General features: G+C 36.4%; 12 protein-coding genes, 3 tRNA genes and 2 rRNA genes. 13 read left to right on the top strand and 4 right to left on the bottom strand.

The window, feature by feature from the left end; genetic code table 11:
* From A9G42_RS06745 to A9G42_RS06725, 5 genes are all read left to right on the top strand, one after another.
* Nucleotides 1-1,187 (top strand): 23S ribosomal RNA (locus A9G42_RS06745); the annotation flags it as partial.
* Between the two features lie 165 nt (nucleotides 1,188-1,352).
* Nucleotides 1,353-1,468, top strand: a 5S ribosomal RNA gene (gene rrf / locus A9G42_RS06740).
* Between the two features lie 37 nt (nucleotides 1,469-1,505).
* Nucleotides 1,506-1,582, top strand: a tRNA-Asp gene (locus tag A9G42_RS06735).
* A gap of 9 nt (nucleotides 1,583-1,591) precedes the next feature.
* Nucleotides 1,592-1,667, top strand: a tRNA-Trp gene (locus A9G42_RS06730).
* Between the two features lie 132 nt (nucleotides 1,668-1,799).
* Nucleotides 1,800-2,138: a DUF413 domain-containing protein gene (locus A9G42_RS06725; RefSeq protein ID WP_065567801.1), complete on the top strand. Its 339-nt coding sequence runs from the start codon at nucleotides 1,800-1,802 to the stop codon at nucleotides 2,136-2,138.
* 4 nt (nucleotides 2,139-2,142) lie between these two features.
* Here the strand turns inward: A9G42_RS06725 and A9G42_RS06720 are convergent, their stop codons facing one another.
* From A9G42_RS06720 to znuC, 3 genes are all read right to left on the bottom strand, one after another.
* Nucleotides 2,143-3,666, bottom strand: a complete 1,524-nt coding sequence (locus tag A9G42_RS06720; RefSeq protein WP_065653017.1) for a YifB family Mg chelatase-like AAA ATPase — start codon at nucleotides 3,664-3,666, stop codon at nucleotides 2,143-2,145.
* 126 nt (nucleotides 3,667-3,792) lie between these two features.
* Entirely contained in the window at nucleotides 3,793-4,593 is an 801-nt protein-coding gene (gene znuB, locus A9G42_RS06715; protein WP_065653016.1) for a zinc ABC transporter permease subunit ZnuB, read from the bottom strand.
* The gene (znuC, locus tag A9G42_RS06710) at nucleotides 4,590-5,369 is read right to left on the bottom strand and encodes a zinc ABC transporter ATP-binding protein ZnuC (RefSeq protein ID WP_065653015.1); all 780 of its coding nucleotides are present in this window, start codon (nucleotides 5,367-5,369) and stop codon (nucleotides 4,590-4,592) included. The genes znuB and znuC overlap by 4 nt, the downstream gene beginning before the upstream one ends.
* Before the next feature lie 93 nt (nucleotides 5,370-5,462).
* Between znuC and znuA the strand changes: the two genes are divergently transcribed.
* The 8 genes from znuA to A9G42_RS06670 all read left to right on the top strand — a co-directional run bounded on the left by znuA (nucleotide 5,463) and on the right by A9G42_RS06670 (nucleotide 14,442).
* Nucleotides 5,463-6,416, top strand: coding sequence for a zinc ABC transporter substrate-binding protein ZnuA (gene znuA / locus A9G42_RS06705; protein WP_065580068.1), 954 nt, complete (start codon nucleotides 5,463-5,465; stop codon nucleotides 6,414-6,416).
* 27 nt (nucleotides 6,417-6,443) lie between these two features.
* The gene (gene mepM / locus A9G42_RS06700; protein WP_065567796.1) at nucleotides 6,444-7,799 is read left to right on the top strand and encodes a murein DD-endopeptidase MepM; all 1,356 of its coding nucleotides are present in this window, start codon (nucleotides 6,444-6,446) and stop codon (nucleotides 7,797-7,799) included.
* Between the two features lie 132 nt (nucleotides 7,800-7,931).
* Nucleotides 7,932-10,274, top strand: a complete 2,343-nt coding sequence (mrcB, locus tag A9G42_RS06695) for a bifunctional glycosyl transferase/transpeptidase (RefSeq protein WP_065588402.1) — start codon at nucleotides 7,932-7,934, stop codon at nucleotides 10,272-10,274.
* A gap of 12 nt (nucleotides 10,275-10,286) precedes the next feature.
* Nucleotides 10,287-11,096: a bifunctional DNA-formamidopyrimidine glycosylase/DNA-(apurinic or apyrimidinic site) lyase gene (mutM, locus tag A9G42_RS06690; protein ID WP_065580065.1), complete on the top strand. Its 810-nt coding sequence runs from the start codon at nucleotides 10,287-10,289 to the stop codon at nucleotides 11,094-11,096.
* A gap of 416 nt (nucleotides 11,097-11,512) precedes the next feature.
* Nucleotides 11,513-12,808, top strand: coding sequence for a Tol-Pal system beta propeller repeat protein TolB (gene tolB, locus A9G42_RS06685; protein WP_065653022.1), 1,296 nt, complete (start codon nucleotides 11,513-11,515; stop codon nucleotides 12,806-12,808).
* Nucleotides 12,809-12,977: 169 nt separating this feature from the next.
* On the top strand, nucleotides 12,978-13,457 hold the full coding sequence (gene pal, locus A9G42_RS06680; RefSeq protein WP_065653014.1) for a peptidoglycan-associated lipoprotein Pal: 480 nt from the start codon (nucleotides 12,978-12,980) through the stop codon (nucleotides 13,455-13,457).
* A 64-nt stretch (nucleotides 13,458-13,521) separates the two neighbouring features.
* Complete coding sequence (gene ybgF / locus A9G42_RS06675) at nucleotides 13,522-14,238, top strand: tol-pal system protein YbgF (RefSeq protein WP_065653013.1); 717 nt, start codon at nucleotides 13,522-13,524, stop codon at nucleotides 14,236-14,238.
* A gap of 128 nt (nucleotides 14,239-14,366) precedes the next feature.
* Nucleotides 14,367-14,442, top strand: a tRNA-Lys gene (locus A9G42_RS06670).
* 178 nt (nucleotides 14,443-14,620) lie between these two features.
* Here A9G42_RS06670 and pepT read toward each other — a convergent pair.
* A complete protein-coding gene (pepT, locus tag A9G42_RS06665) occupies nucleotides 14,621-15,853 on the bottom strand; it encodes a peptidase T (RefSeq protein ID WP_065580064.1) in 1,233 nt (410 codons plus the stop codon).
* Nucleotides 15,854-15,862: the final 9 nt, after the last annotated feature.

Genomic DNA, 15,862 nt, shown 5'->3' with positions numbered 1-15,862 from the left:
TAATTGAAGTCCCATGCGGATGGAGGTGAAATCAGTCGAAGATACCAGCTGGCTGCAACTGTTTAATAAAAACACAGCACTGTGCAAACACGAAAGTGGACGTATACGGTGTGACGCCTGCCCGGTGCTGGAAGGTTAATTGATGGGGTTATGCTTATGCAGAAGCTCTTGATCGAAGCCCCAGTAAACGGCGGCCGTAACTATAACGGTCCTAAGGTAGCGAAATTCCTTGTCGGGTAAGTTCCGACCTGCACGAATGGCGTAATGATGGCCAGGCTGTCTCCACCCGAGACTCAGTGAAATTGAAATTGCCGTGAAGATGCGGTGTACCCGTGGCAAGACGGAAAGACCCCGTGAACCTTTACTATAGCTTGACAGTGAACATTGAGCCTTAATGTGTAGGATAGGTGGGAGACAAAGAAGTGTGTACGCCAGTATGCATGGAGTCGCCCTTGAAATACCACCCTTTAATGTTTGATGTTCTAACCTATACTTCTGAATCGAGGTAAGGGACACTGTCTGGTGGGTAGTTTGACTGGGGCGGTCTCCTCCCAAAGAGTAACGGAGGAGCACGAAGGTTAGCTAATCCTGGTCGGACATCAGGAGGTTAGTGCAATGGCAAAAGCTAGCTTGACTGCGAGAGTGACGGCTCGAGCAGGTACGAAAGTAGGTCATAGTGATCCGGTGGTTCTGAATGGAAGGGCCATCGCTCAACGGATAAAAGGTACTCCGGGGATAACAGGCTGATACCGCCCAAGAGTTCATATCGACGGCGGTGTTTGGCACCTCGATGTCGGCTCATCACATCCTGGGGCTGAAGTAGGTCCCAAGGGTACGGCTGTTCGCCGTTTAAAGTGGTACGCGAGCTGGGTTTAGAACGTCGTGAGACAGTTCGGTCCCTATCTGCCATGGGCGTAGGAAAATTGAGAGGGTTTGCTTCTAGTACGAGAGGACCGAAGTGAACGCACCGCTGGTGTTCGGGTTGTGATGCCAATTGCATTGCCCGGTAGCTACGTGCGGAATAGATAAGTGCTGAAAGCATCTAAGTACGAAACTAGCCTTGAGATGAGTTTTCCCTGAAGAGATTCAGTAAGGTCCGTTTGAGACTAAGACGTAGATAGGTCAGGTGTGTAAGTGTAGTGATACATTGAGCTAACTGATACTAATGAACCGAGAGTCTTAACCTTACAACTCGGAGTTGTTTTGGAGTTACGCGATAGGATGATTGAAGTTGATGATTGTATAGAGATTGACTTTAAATTGTTTAATAAATGAGAGAGCAGTTTGTTCCGGATTGAGAGATTGTTGTGGATATGAGATAATACACAGTAATTGAGAGAAGACAGGATATGTCTGGCGGTAATAGCGCGGTGGTCCCACCTGACCCCATGCCGAACTCAGAAGTGAAACGCCGTAGTGCCGATGGTAGTGTGGGTATTACCCATGTGAGAGTAGGGTGCCGCCAGACTTTTAAATTTTATTTATATTAACATACCAAATACGGTGGAGCGGTAGTTCAGTTGGTTAGAATACCTGCCTGTCACGCAGGGGGTCGCGGGTTCGAGCCCCGTCCGTTCCGCCACTTCCATTTAGGGGCGTAGTTCAATTGGTAGAGCACCGGTCTCCAAAACCGGGTGTTGGGAGTTCGAGACTCTCCGCCCCTGCCACAAGATAACATTTATGTTTTAATTTTAGCCAATTAACCGATTTTATCTATATAAATGAAAGAATTTTGTTTACAGATTAACTTTGTCAATTATAATTCCCGCCAACTACTTTTACAATCTAGAGGATAGAACATGGCTGAGAGTTTTATGAGTCAACAACGTTTTTTCGATAATAAGAATTATCCAAGAGGATTTTCTCGCCACGGCGATTTTACTATTAAAGAAGCTATGATTTTAGAAAAGCATGGTTGTGCTTTTAAAGATCTTGACACAGAAGCTAAAAAGCCTACCACTGCAGAAGAAAAATCATTTGTAGAGGTTTGCAAAGGTAAAAAAGAGCCATCAACTGATTTTGAAAAAACATGGTTGAAGTATCTTTCTCGTATCAATAAGCCAAAACGTTTTCATACATTATCTGGTGGAAAACCACAGGTTGATGTAACAGACGATTTTGTAGATAGTGATGACTAATTCTTTAACCAATATTTTTGTGTAATTGAATTAGTAACCGATCCATAGAGCGATAACTTAATGCTTCTGAAACATGTTTTCGTTCTATGGTGTCTGATAAATCTAAATCTGCGATTGTACGCGATACTTTTAGTATCCGGTGCCATGCGCGAGCAGAGAGGCCTAATTTAATTAAAGCTTGTTCTAAATATTCATTATTTTCATTTGATAATTGGCAATAGCATTGAATTTCATTTGTGCTTAATTGGCTATTTAGTTTGCTGCTTCTTTTTAATTGAGTATTTCTTGCTGTTAGAACTCGTTGTTTTATTGTTTCAGTTGATTCTTCTGAAGTTACTTTTTGGCTTAGAGCACCTTTAGGTAGTAAAGGAACTTCAATAGAAATATCGAACCTGTCAAGAAATGGCCCTGAAAGCCGATTCAAATAGCGAATAGTTTGTTGTGGTGTTGTTCTATTATGTGTGCCTTGATAATGTCCTGTTGGGCTTGGATTCATTGCGGCTATTAACTGAAATCTAGCGGGAAATTTTATTTTTGCATTTGCCCTTGAAATGATAATTTCTCCCGACTCAATGGGTTCTCTTAAAGCATCTAATACTTTTCGATTAAATTCTGGTAATTCGTCTAAAAATAATACACCGTTATGCGCTAGAGAAATTTCTCCAGGTCTAGGGATTGTTCCTCCGCCAACAAGTGCTGCAGTTGATGCGCTATGGTGAGGTGCTCTAAAAGGTCTTTTACGCCAATTTTTTACTGATCCATATGAACTGACAAGGCTAGTTATTGCTGCACTTTCAAGTGCTTCATCATCAGATAATTGAGGTAATAAAGAGGTTAAACGCGTTGCTAACATAGTTTTTCCCGTACCTGGAGGTCCAATTAATAATAAATTATGTCCTCCCGCTGCAGCAATTTCTAATGCTCTTTTGGCGTGTTCTTGCCCAATTATATCTTGTAAACTAGCTGGGTTATTGTTACTGTCTTGATATTCACGATATTGAACTGTTGGTAAATCAATTTCTTTATATAAATATTGGCATAATTCTAGTAAATTACTGGCGATTAATGCGTTGCTTTGGTGAATTAAAGAAATTTCTGATTGGTTTTCGGTGGAAATAATTAATGTGCGATTTTTCTTTTTAGAGGAAATTGCAGCAGGTATTGCGCCTTTTACGGCTCTAATATTTCCTGAAAGAGCTAACTCCCCCAAAAATTCATAATGTAATAAATCTTCTGTTGGAATTTGTTCTGTTGCGGCAAGAATAGCAATAGCTATTGGCAAATCAAAGCGGCTTCCTTCTTTGGGTAAATCTGCTGGAGATAAGTTTACCGTTATTTTTTTAGCTGGAAAGGTAAAACCACTATTAATAATGGCACTTCTAACTCGATCTTTTGCTTCTTTAACGGTTGCTTCAGGAAGACCAACTAATACAAAGCCTGGTAACCCATTGCTAATATGAACTTCAACGTTTATTAATGGTGCTTGTATTCCAATAGAGGCTCGAGTATAAATAATTGCAAGTGACATAGTTTCTAATTATTAATTAATATGTTTAATTTTATTATTATCATATTAGAAAATATCGAAAACCCATTAAAGCTATTTATTAATGGGATATAACACACAAATAAATAATACGATTTTGCAATGATTTTAATTTGTTTTATTTAAAATGCGTTTTGAAATAAGTAATGATACAAAAAATAGGCAAGTATTACTTAATACTATAGAGGGGCCTGTTGGGGTGTCATAAACAAATGAGAATAGCACTCCAGCAACTACCGATAGCATTCCTACTATTATTGCAATTAACGCCATTGTTTCGGGGGTTTTTGAATAATATTTTGCTGTTGCGGCAGGAATGATAAGTAAAGATGTAATAATTAGCGCTCCAACAAATTTCATTGACAGACCTATGGTTAATGCTAGTAGTAAAGTCAAAAGCAATTTTGTGAGCTGTACATTAATGCCATGGCTAAAAGCTAATTCTTCGCTTACAGTGATAAATAAAATGTTATTCCATCGCCAAAATAATAAAGCACCAATGAATGCTACACAAATAATAATCTGATAAAGATCTGAATATGTTACTGATAAAAGATCGCCAAATAAATATCCCATTAAATCGATACGGATATTGTCCATTAAACTAATTACTACTAAGCCTAGTGATAAGGCACTATGAGCTAAGATACCAAGTAATGTATCAATTGGTAATTGTTTTTGTGCTTCTAACCAAAGTAATCCGATAGCTAGTAAGAGTGTGACAAAAATGACTGCATAAAATAAATTGATATTCAACAAAAAGCCAAATGCGATACCAAGTAAAGCAGCATGTGATAAAGTATCGCCAAAATAAGACATTCTTCGCCAAACAACGAAAGTACCTAAAGGCCCAGTTATGCTAGTTAAACATAATCCCGCTAATAAAGAAGGTAATAGTAATTCAATCATTGTTTTTTTCTTCTATAACTTGGCAAAACAATACGCTTATTTTGCTCAATAGATTGTTTACAACAATCATGTTTGTGATTGTGATGATGTTTATAAATAGCGAGTTGCGAGGTTTCATGTTGTCCAAAAAGAGAAATAAACTCTGGATCATTAGAAACAATTGCTGGTGTGCCAGAGCAGCATATATGATGATTTAAGCAGATTACTTCATCGGTTTTTGCCATGACCAAATGAAGATCATGGGAAACCATTAACACGCCGCAATTGAACTGTTTTTTTGCATCAGCGATTAAATCATATAATAGTACTTGGCCATTGACATCTACCCCTTGAGTAGGTTCATCAAGAATCAGTAATTGAGGGCGCTTAGCTAAAGCTTGAGCGAGCAAAACACGTTGCAATTCACCACCTGATAATTGATGCATAGATTCATTGATTAAATATTCAGCTTTTACCATTGATAATATATTAAAAATATCCTTTTTATTTAACTGACTATTAAGACACATAAAACGTCTAACAGTAATAGGTAGCGTTGGATTTAAGTTGATTGACTGCGGCACATAACCAATCGTTAAGTTAGGTAAGCATGTGATTGTTCCTGAGGTGTATGGCATTAATCCTAAAATAACTTTCACCAGTGTCGATTTACCCGCTCCATTAGGACCAAGTACTGTAATAATTTGATTAAGATGAATGACTAACGAAACATCATATAATATTTTTTGATGGTCAATTTGCACCGAAACATTATCAAGCGAAATGAGAGGAGTCATTTTGTTAATCACCCTTGTCTATAAATATGTTATGTTATATTATAACAATAATTAACTCTATTTTACCATACATAATAAATATAGGAAAATTGTATGAAAAAATATATTCTACTAAATAGTAAAAATTTAGTTTTCTTAATGATACTTGGTTCATTAATGTTTATTCAAAGTATTGTTAATTATGCTAATGCGAAAGTTATTTCGTCTGTAAAGCCAATAGGATTTATTGTCGAAGCAATCGCTTCAGGAGTAACTGATAATGATATTTTACTTCCTGATGGCGCATCTCCACATAGTTATTATTTAAAACCATCTGATTTGGCTAAAGTTAAATCAGCTGAACTTGTGGTTTGGGTTGGCGAAGATATGGAAGCTTTTATGCCAACAATATTAAAAAGTATTGATAAGCAAAAACAAATTGAATTAATGGCAATACCAGAGATTAAAGTATTGCTTCGAACAGGTCATGAGGATCATGAACATGAAGATACTCACTCCCATCCTATACCTGCTAATGGTCATCATGGTGAATATGATGAACATATTTGGCTTTCACCTAAAATTGCCAAGGTGATTGCGCAGTCAATCCATGATCGACTTATTACCCTGTATCCAGATAAAAACGCATTGATTGATGCAAATCTAAACGAATTCATCATAAAACTTGCAGAAACAGAACAAAACATTGCAAAAAAACTCATTAACGTACAAAATAGAGGGTATTTTGTGTTTCATGATGCTTATGGGTATTTTGAATCGCAGTTCGGATTAAAGAATTTAGGCAGTTTTACTATAAATCCAGCAATTCAGCCGGGTGTTCAAAAGGTTTATGCAATTCAACAGGCGCTCAAAGAGCACCGAGCAGTATGTGTATTTCGAGAGCCACAGTTTAGCCCTGCAGTTATTGAAAAAATAGTGAATGGAACAGATGTACGTATTGGAGAGCTAAATCCATTAGGAACGGGTATTGCTCTTTCTAAAGATGCATATTCACAATTTTTAGCAAAATTAACAGAGCAACTGTTGGATTGTTTAGATAAAGACTAGTTTTAGAATAAATAGTTAAGGTTAATTTTGGCAAGACAAATAAAATCACCTGATATTGAAAAAAATAATTTTAGAAATACCTATTTTTCAATATTAGGTGTTCTTTTCATTGTTATCTTATTTATCGTTCTGTGGAATCCACTCAATTTGAATCGAACGGTTTATGTTCCTTTAACGCCTCAAGCTGAAACGACTGTAAATGATAACACCCATTCTTCTGTTGTTATCGATGATGGAAAAGTTGAGATGGTAAATGGGAAACCTTCTACAGTTACTGAATCATCAGATATTCCTGAAGATGAGATTGTTAAAGATGAATTAGATGACATTGTTGATGATAAAGATAATACTGTGCAATACACTATTGCGCGAGGGGATACCCTGCATGATATCTTGATTCGTTATAACGTTAATCGAAATGACATCTATCAGTTAACGACAAAATTTAAACAACTTGCAAATTTGAGAATAGGTCAACAAATTAGTTGGACGACTGATGATAATCATAATTTGCAAACTTTTAGTTGGACAATCTCCAGTAATAATATTCGAATTTATGAAAAATCGGGCGATAAATTTGTAGAAAGTTCAGAAACAGTTGAAAGTGTACCACAAAATATTGTGATAAAAGGTGATATTAAAAGTAGCTTTGTTGCAGATGCTCGCAAAAATGGATTAACCAGTAATGAAATTGGCGTGATTACTCGTGCTTTGCAATGGCGTTTAGATTTTCGTCGTTTGCAAGTTGGTGATAAATTTTCAGTTGTTTTAACCAGAGAGATGCATGGTAATCGTTTATCTAATAGTCAGCTGTTAGGTGTACGCATTAAAAATGGTACCAAAGATTATTACGCTATTTTAGCAGATGATGGTAAATATTATGATATTAATGCGAACAGTTTGTCGCAAAGTTTTTTCCGCTATCCATTAGCAAAGCAAGCTAGAGTTTCCTCTGGTTTTAACCCTCGTCGCTTACATCCTGTTACCGGTGCGATAACTCCACATAATGGTGTTGATTTTGCAGTGTCTCGTGGTACACCAGTTTTATCAGTTGGTAATGGTGAAGTAGTTATTGCAAAGTATAGTGGTTCGGCTGGTAATTATATTGCTATTCGGCATGGGCGTCAGTATATGACAACTTATATGCATTTGGATAAGATTTTAGTCAAACCAGGTCAGCAAGTTAAACAAGGTGATAAGATTGGGTTATCTGGAAATACAGGGCGTTCTACAGGACCTCACCTGCACTTTGAGCTACACATTAATAATAAGCCGGTTAATCCATTGACAGCAAGTTTACCTATTTCGGAAGGGTTGACAGGTAAGTCAAAAAAAGCGTTTTTGTCGAAAGTTAAAACTATTAGCTCACAGCTAGATTTTTAAATTCATACGCTTGTTTTATGCTTCAAAATCTATTTTACCTGAAACTCTTTTACAAAAAGAAGACCGCAATATCCTTAAAAAATTATGTTATGATAAGCTAATTTTTATTGGATAATAAATATTAGGTGCAGTTTGAACACGTCAACTAAAACATCAAAAAAACGGTCTCCCAAAAATTCTCCAAAAAATAAAAAAAATAAGAAGTCTACACTTTGTCGCCGGTTTTTGACCTTATTATTTAAACTATTTCTTGTCATTGCAGCTGTGGCTATTGTTTACGGCGTTTATCTTGATCAACAAATCAAGGAGCGAGTTGATGGTAATGTGTGGGAGTTGCCAGCGGCAGTTTATGGACAAATTATAGATCTTGAGCCTGATAGTGAATATAGTCTAAATGATGTAGTGACAATGTTAGAGGGTGCACAATATCGTCAGCAAGATACAAAAGCCAGCCGCCCAGGTGAGTTTATTGTAAGTAATAATGCTGTTGAAGTTTATCGACGACCTTTTACATTTCCTGATGGTGAAGAACCGTCATTTAGAGTTAGTATTACTTTTTATGAAAATCGTATAGATCGCATTACTAATCTAGAAACTGGGCGAGATTTTGGATTGCTAAAAATTGATCCTAAATTAATTACCATGATGCATTCTCCAAATGGCGAGCAACGATTATTTGTTCCATTGAAGCAGTTTCCTGATTCGTTATTGCAAACATTGGTTGCTACAGAAGATAAGCGTTTTTATGATCATCATGGTGTAAGTTTATATTCTATCGGTCGTGCTATTTTCGTTAATTTGACTACTGGCCGCATCGAAGGAGGCAGTACCTTAACCCAGCAAACTGTTAAAAACCTTTTTCTGACTAATGAACGTAGTTTAAGCCGTAAAATACGCGAAGCCTATATGGCTTTGATTTTAGATGGACGTTATAGTAAAGAACGTATTTTAGAGCTTTATCTAAACGAAGTTTATTTTGGGCAAGCGGGAGGAGAAGAGATTCATGGTTTTCCATTGGCAAGTCTTTACTATTTTGGGCGGCCAGTTAATGAACTTACATTAGATCAGCAAGCAGTGCTGGTTGGTATGGTAAAAGGCGCTTCGTTATATAATCCGTGGACACAACCTCAACAAGTTATTGAGCGCCGTAACGTGGTGTTAAAACTTGCTCAGCAACAAGGCATAATTGATGATGAGTTGTATAACTTATTAAGTCAGCGCCCACTATCAGTGCTACCCAAGGGTGGTGTAATTTCTCCGCAACCAGCATTTATGCAAGTTGTGCGTAGCGAACTGCGAAGACAATTGGGTGATAAAGCAGATCATTTGTCAGGTATGAAGATTTTTACCACTTTTGATCCGGTAGCTCAATCTGCAGCAGAGCAAGCGGTGACTAACGAAATTGACAAATTGCGCAAATCAACGAAAAAAGAATTACAATCAGCAATGGTTGTAGTTAGTCGAGAAACAGGGGAAATTCGCTCAATTATTGGTAGTGCAGACCCACGTTACCCTGGTTATAACCGTGCTTGGTTAATGCAAAGAGCGATTGGTTCATTAGCTAAACCATCAACGTATTTAACTGCACTTGGGCAACCTGATTATTACCAACTTAATACATGGCTTAATGATAGCCCATTATCGGTTAAGCTTGATAGTGGCGGGTATTGGCAGCCTAAAAATTACGATCGTAAATTCCGTGATCGTGTTATGTTAGTGGACGCGTTGGCACTTTCATTAAATGTGCCAACGGTTAATTTAGGTATGGAATTAGGACTGGATGCAACGAAAAATACTTTACAAGCATTAGGAGTTCCTACGGGTCGTATACCTAATTTACCATCAAGATTGCTTGGTGCATTAGAATTAACACCATTAGAAACAGCTCAGATGTTTCAAACTATCACTAATAATGGGCAACGTTCTCCGCTTACTATTTTAAGATATGTATTGACTGATAAAGGTAAGCTAGTTTATCAAAGCTATCCACAACAACTTCAGGCAGTGTCTCGACAATCAGCTTATTTGACAACTTATGCTATGCAACAAGTTGTTAGTTCGGGCACATCTCGTTCATTAAAAGCTAAATACGGTTCGTTTAATTTAGCTGCTAAGACGGGGACAAGCAATGATTCTCGTGATAGCTGGTTTACAGGCATTGACGGCAGGAATGTTGCTGTTATTTGGATTGGTTTAGATGATCATTCACCAATGAAATTAACTGGAGCTACAGGAGCGCTGAAAATTTATAGTGAATATTTACAAAACAATCCACCAAAGAAATTGGTATTGCCGATACCGCAAAATGTTTTTATGGTACCAATTGATAGTAATGGTCAGTGGCTATGTAATGGCGATGGTGTGCGTACTTTACCCGTATGGACCATTAACCCTAAGGATTTATGTTCTGGAAATAACCAAATGATGGCCACTGAACAGGTACCCAATTGGGTTACAGACCTATTAAATAATTAAGAGGGGAATAATATGCCTGAATTACCCGAAGTTGAAACAAGTCGTCGAGGCATTTTGCCATATTTAAAAGGACAGATTATACATAAAATTATTGTTAGACAACCTAAATTACGCTGGCCTGTTGATAGCGCTATAAGTAATGCACATGGACAGGTTATTTTAGATATACAGCGTCGAGCTAAATATTTATTGCTACAGCTATCTAATAACTGGATCGTAATTCATTTAGGTATGTCAGGTAGTTTACGTATTTTACCAAAGCCTCAAAAAGCACAAAAGCATGATCATATAGACCTCATTTTAGAAAATGGTGTTACATTGCGTTATACTGATCCTAGGCGTTTTGGATCTTGGCTCTGGGCAAATTCGCTAGACGAAATACTGCAATTACAACATTTAGGTCCAGAACCGTTAAGTCATGAGTTTTCAGCTATATATTTATTCGAAAAAGCCAAAAATAGACAGGTTTCCATTAAAAGTTGGATTATGGATAACCATATTGTGGTTGGCGTTGGCAATATTTACGCTTCTGAGTCATTGTTTATGGCGAAAATCAATCCTAACCGTAAAGTAAGCTCATTACAATTAAATGAATTTGAAAGGCTTGTTGCTGCTATTAAGCAAGTTCTTAGCAAATCCATTGAACAAGGAGGGACAACGCTCAAGGATTTTCTTCAATCTAATGGAAAACCAGGATATTTTGCACAAGAGCTACAAGTTTATGGGCGCAATGGCGAGCGATGTCTAATTTGTGGTGCAGAGATAAAATCGCAAAAAATAGGACAACGCAATACCTTTTATTGTGAATATTGCCAAATATAGCAACGTTAGCTCTACCAAATTATTATTTTTTGTGATTAGTTGCTAAGAATTTTAAATATTTTGCATGTATTGGCTCCCTTTCTTTTACAAAAATATCTTTTTAAGCCCTTTAAACCTTATTTAAATAAGATTAGTATAAGCAACTACAATTAAAGAAGTTATTTTTGTTACTGCGTTGATTACTTTATATAGTAAAACCATTAATATTACAGAGATCTTTTTATTTTAAAGGCTATGGACTTGTTACCTGTTATCAGCTATCTTTTTGCTGAATCATTGTTTATAGCTTGTAAAGTTTAATATATGGGGGGCAATTAGCTGTTGTATCTTAATTTTCAAAGGTTTTGTTTTCTTTTTTACGGGTTTATATTTTATTTAACTCAATGTGTCTTATTTTTATTAAGGAATTTAAGATGATCAAATTCGCTTTTCGCTTTTTGACAACTTGTTTTATTCTATGTTTTACCACGATGGCTAATTCTGAGGTAAGAATTATTATTACCGATGGCGTAAGCTCTGCTAAACCAGTCGCGGTTGTGCCATTTAAGTGGACAGGCTCTGGTCAACCACCACAAATTATAGAAGATATCGTTGCTTCAGATTTACGTAATAGTGGTAAATTTAATCCTGTTGAAGTTAATAGTATGCCACAAAAACCAACAACAGCTTCTGAAGTTACGCCTGCGGCTTGGAATAATCTGGGGGTTTCTGCGGTAGTTGTCGGTTCGATTCAGCCAGATGCCTCAGGAAAATACCTTATCAATTATCAATTAGTTGATACCGTAAACCGTCCAGGTGCCGTTTTAGCACAAAATCAATATTCTATTGATAAGCGTTGGCTCCGTTACGCTGCTCACACTGCAAGTGATGAAATTTTTGAATCATTAACCGGTATTAAAGGTGCTTTTAGAACACGAATTGCTTATGTTGTTAAAACAACCAAAGGACCTTTTTCACATGAATTAAGAGTATCTGATTATGACGGTTATGATCAAATCACTGTTCATCGTTCCAAAGAGCCATTAATGTCTCCAACTTGGTCACCAGATGGTAAAAAAATAGCCTATGTAACATTTGAAGGAGGCCATTCTTCATTAGTTTTAAAAACATTGGATAGTGGCGCTGTTCAAACAATTGCGTCTTTTCCACAACATAATGGTGCGCCAGCGTTTTCTCCAGACGGCAGTAAATTAGCTTTTGCCTTATCTAAAGGGGGAAGTTTAAATTTATATATGATGGATTTAAGTAGCAAAAAAATCACGCAAATTACTTCTAATCGTAATAATAATACAGAACCATCTTGGATGCCTGATAATCAAACTATTGTTTATACTTCTGATCAAGCAGGTCGCCCTCAACTCTATAGTATCAACATTAATAGCGGTGCATCTCAAAGGCTAACTTGGGATAATACACAGAATCAAAATGCGCGGGTATCACCTGATGGCTCTTTTATTGCTATGATATCAACCAATAATGGTGAACAACATATTACTCGATATGATATAAGCACAAATACCTATCAACGTTTAACAGACACCTTTTTGGATGAAACGCCAAGCATTGCGCCAAATGGTACTATGATCATTTATAGCTCATCACAAGGATTAGGTACAATTTTGAATCTAGTTTCAACAGATGGTAATTTTAAAGCAAGATTACCAGCAACAGATGGGCAAGTAAAATTCCCTTCATGGTCGCCATATTTATAAGAAGAGGTTATAATTTGCATAATATTGCAATTATTAAAATTGTGTAAAGCACAAGGGCATTATAATATATACCTCTAATCGTTCTGGTTGGTAACGGCTGTTACTTTGAAGTTGGTTAGGTGTGTAAAAATACAGGTAATAATTTATTTAAACAAAAGGAGTTAATACAATGCAATTTTCTAAATTTCTTAAAGTAGCCGCGGTTGCTTTACCACTAATTACTGTAACTGCATGTTCGTCTAATAACAGTAGCAATGTAGCTGGTGTTGCAAGTGGTTCTTTATCAAAAGAAGCTTTAGAGCAATTAAATAAATTACAACAAATCAATACAGTATATTTTGATTTTGATAAATATAATGTTAAATCTGACTATGCAACATTATTAAATGCACATGCAGTATTTATTCGTGCAAATAACGTGAAAGTAATTATCGAAGGTCATGCAGATGAACGCGGTACGCCAGAATATAACATTGCATTAGGTGAACGTCGTGCTGCTGCAGTTAAATCATATTTACAAGGTAATGGTGCTTCTGGTAGCCAAATGGAAATTGTATCATATGGTAAAGAAAAACCAGCAGTATTAGGCCATGACGAAGAAGCTTATGCTAAAAACCGTCGTGCTGTAGTAACTTATGCTATCAACTAATAGCATTTTATAACGGCTGATTATTCAGCCGTTTCTTTTCTACATTCATGCTGAGTAATATAATATGCATAAAAAAACACTCGTATTGTTCTTATTTCTTTTATTCACTGGCTGTGCAGCAGGCAGTTCAGAATCGGATAGAACTATTCAGGCACAAGGCCAATTATTAATACAAAATCAGGAAAGGATTAATGATTTACAAACTGAAGTGGATGCGCTTCGAGGGCAATTAGAAGAAACTAGATACCAACTTAATCAGACGATAGAACGTCAAAAAATGATTCTTCAACAAATGGTTGGCGGCTCAGGCGTTTCTGCAAATGCGAACACTTCTGAGGATAATACTTCTTCATCAACGGCAACAACGCCATCATCTGATTTATCTGGTTGGGAAACTTCGGGTCGTGATAAGGCTGATTATAATTTTATCATGCAGTTTGTTAACGATGGGAAAAAAAGTAATGAGGTCGTTGCGGCATTTCAAAAATTTATAAAAGCTTATCCAAAGTCAGGTTATTTAGCTAATGCTAATTATTGGATAGGTCAACTTTATTATAAGCAAGGAAATAAAGATCAGGCTTCATTTTATTATGCAACTGTAGTGAAAAAGTTTGCGACCTCTTCCAAAGCTGCAGATAGCCTATATAAAGTTGGTTTGATTTTACTTGAGAAAGGCGATAAGAAAAACGCTAGAATCGTTTTTCAACAAGTTATAAGTAAATATTCTAAAAATAAAAACGTTATTGATCAGGCTAAAAAAAAGTTAGCATCAATAAAGTAAAATGTACAAATAACCATCTGTTAAATAGAAATATCAATAAAAGGGTTGCGTAACATTATAATTATAAGTATTATACCAACCCGAAATTATTTGAAACCTTAAGGGGTTAAGTAGTTGTTTTCTGAAATGGGTTGTTAGCTCAGTCGGTAGAGCAGCGGACTTTTAATCCGTTTGTCGAGCGTTCGAATCGCTCACGACCCACCACTCTCTATAGCAAATTCATCAATCAATTATTTTTTATTAGCCCTTTATAAAGCTTGCTAAGGTGTTAATGAAATAATTTTATTTTGTATTAACAATGTTGGATCAGTGAGAGGATTGCTTCTTATCGTTATCGAAATGCTTCGTAGGTGGAAAAAGGGAGATATATCCCTTTTTAAGGTTATTTATTCTTGGCTGCTAATTCAATAATTTTCATTGTTACTTCAAATGATTTAAGAAATGATGATAATGGTAAAAATTCAAAGCATGAATGGAAGTTATGAGCACCAGTAAAGTAATTTGGCGTGGTAAGCCCTCTAGCAGAAAGAGCAGAACCATCGGTTCCTCCACGCATTGCGATGGTTTTTGGTTGAATATTGAGTTGTTCAAATGATTGATAAATTAAATCAATACAGCGACGGTCATTACCTAAATAGTTAGCGATATTGCTATAGGTATCGGTAATGTTACACTCAATTTTTGCTTTTGGATATTTTAAGCTAATAAAACGTATAACTTCTTGTATATAAGCCTTACGCGCCTCATACTTAGCTAAATCAAAGTCACGAATACTCATTTTTAATGTTGTGGTACTTTGATTACCAACGATATCATTAAACCAAAAATACCCTTCTTTGCCTTCGGTATGTTCTGGTGTTTCAAAGCTATCAAAACAGTTAATAATGTCATTGGCAATGCCGATAGGATTGATTAAAACATTTTTAGCAGACATAGGATGAGCAGAGATGCCTTCAATTTCAATAATGGCTGAGCCAGCATTGAATGTCTCATAAACGACTTCACCTAACTCACAACAATCGATTGTGTAAGCAAAATCAGGCTTGAAACGGTTTAAATCCAGTTTTTTTGCACCATTTAAGCCGACTTCTTCATCGGGTACAAAGGCAACATAAATATCGCCATATGTATAATTTTGTTGTTGTAATTGCTCTAACATAGTCATCACAATGGCAATGGCTGCTTTATTATCAGCACCAAGTACGCTAGTACCATCAGTGACAATCAATTCATCATTGAGATATTTATTCAGTTCGGGATGCTGATCGACTTTAAACCAAATATTTTTATCTTTGTTTAATAGAATATCTTGGCCAGTAAAGGTTACTCTCTGTGGCTTAACTTTATCTGATAAGGCAACATCGACAGTATCAAGATGGGCAACATAGCCAATTTTAGGCGCATTTGGGTTATTGCCGGGGAGCTTAGCCGTTACAATACTATGTTCATCAAGATGAACATCTTGTAGATTAAGCTCGATTAACTCTTGTTTAAGTAATTTGGCTAATTCTGCTTGCCCTAGAGTTGAGGGCACATGTGCGCAACCAATAGCGCTTTGGCTTGGAACGTTGACATAGCGTAAAAAACGTTTAACTAGTTGTTCGGTAATATTCATAATATTTTG

It is taken from the genome of Gilliamella sp. Nev6-6 (genome assembly GCF_001690605.1).
In the GTDB taxonomy this organism is placed as follows: domain Bacteria; phylum Pseudomonadota; class Gammaproteobacteria; order Enterobacterales; family Orbaceae; genus Gilliamella; species Gilliamella apicola_C.
The sequence above is the reverse complement of the archived record's forward strand: the minus strand, read 5'-3'. Positions and strand labels throughout refer to the sequence as shown.